The sequence below is a fragment of the Kitasatospora sp. NPDC056531 genome, assembly GCF_042794375.1.
GTDB lineage: Bacteria > Actinomycetota > Actinomycetes > Streptomycetales > Streptomycetaceae > Kitasatospora.
The window spans coordinates 1-947 of record NZ_JBHTTU010000369.1; the positions used below are offsets into that span (position 1 = coordinate 1).

The 947-nt window shown below is 77.7% G+C and carries 1 protein-coding gene; it reads right to left on the reverse strand.

Annotated features, from left to right (window positions below; translation table 11 throughout):
* Nucleotides 1–171: 171 nt before the first annotated feature.
* Nucleotides 172–947, reverse strand: a 776-nt coding sequence (locus ACFQ87_RS46505) for a DUF2797 domain-containing protein (RefSeq protein ID WP_380617096.1), incomplete at its 5' end; no start/stop codon positions are given.

Below are 947 nucleotides of genomic sequence, written 5' to 3' on the forward strand. Positions count from 1 at the left end.
CCCGGGCCGCGCTCCCCCGGCGGGCCGCCGAGGCCGTCGAGCCGCCCGCCACCGGGCGCGGCGACGTCCGCCCGTCCCGGCCGCCGCTGTCGCGCCGGGCCCGCTCGGGGCCGGGCGGGGTGCGCAGCAAGCTGGGCTGATCACCCCGCCGAGTAGCCGGCTCGGCCGGGCTCAGAACAGCGCCTCCTGGGTGTCCGGCTCCGGCGGACGGACCCGCTCCTCCAGGCCCAGCCCTTCGGAGCCGCGACCGGTGACCGGCGTGAGCGTCCAGCCGGTGAGCCGCCGGGTGTCCAGCAGCAGCGGGCCCGAGCGGTCCGGCTGGTCGAGAAACAGGTGCCGCCCCACCGCCGGGCGCAGCGTGCCCGCGACCACCGCCCCGGCGGCCAGCCCGGTGATCTCGCGGTAGGCCTCGGGAGCGCCCGCGCCCAGGCCGAAGCGCTCGACGTGGTCCACCACCGGGCGGTCGACGAACAGCTCCAGGGCGTGGCCGTCCAGCAGCCGGTGCGCCTGGGTGCGGGCCTCGGTGAGCACGGTGCGGCGGTACGGGGCGTCGCCGTGGGCCCACCAGTGGTCGGTCTTCAGCCGGGACTTGAAGCGCTCGCGGGCCATCCCCGAGGCAGCGACGGTGAGTTCGGCGCGGCGGATCGCGGGCAGGCTCCCGCGCGCGGTGAACGCGTAGGCCAGCGCGCCCTGTTCGAGCAGTCGGCTGTCGCCGCGCTGCTCGGCGGTCAGGCCGACCTTCAGCAGGCCCTCGCCGAACCAGGCGAGGTAGAGCGGGTAGGTGCGGCCGTCGTCCAGGATCTGGTCCCGGGCCAGGGCCAGGCCGCGGTCCACGCTCTGGCAGGCCGGGCACTGCGTCGCGCTGCCGCCGGGGTCGACCGCCGCGTGGTGCGGGCAGGGCGTGGGGTTCGTTGCGTCGGGGCGGCAGGGACCAACACAGAAGCGCG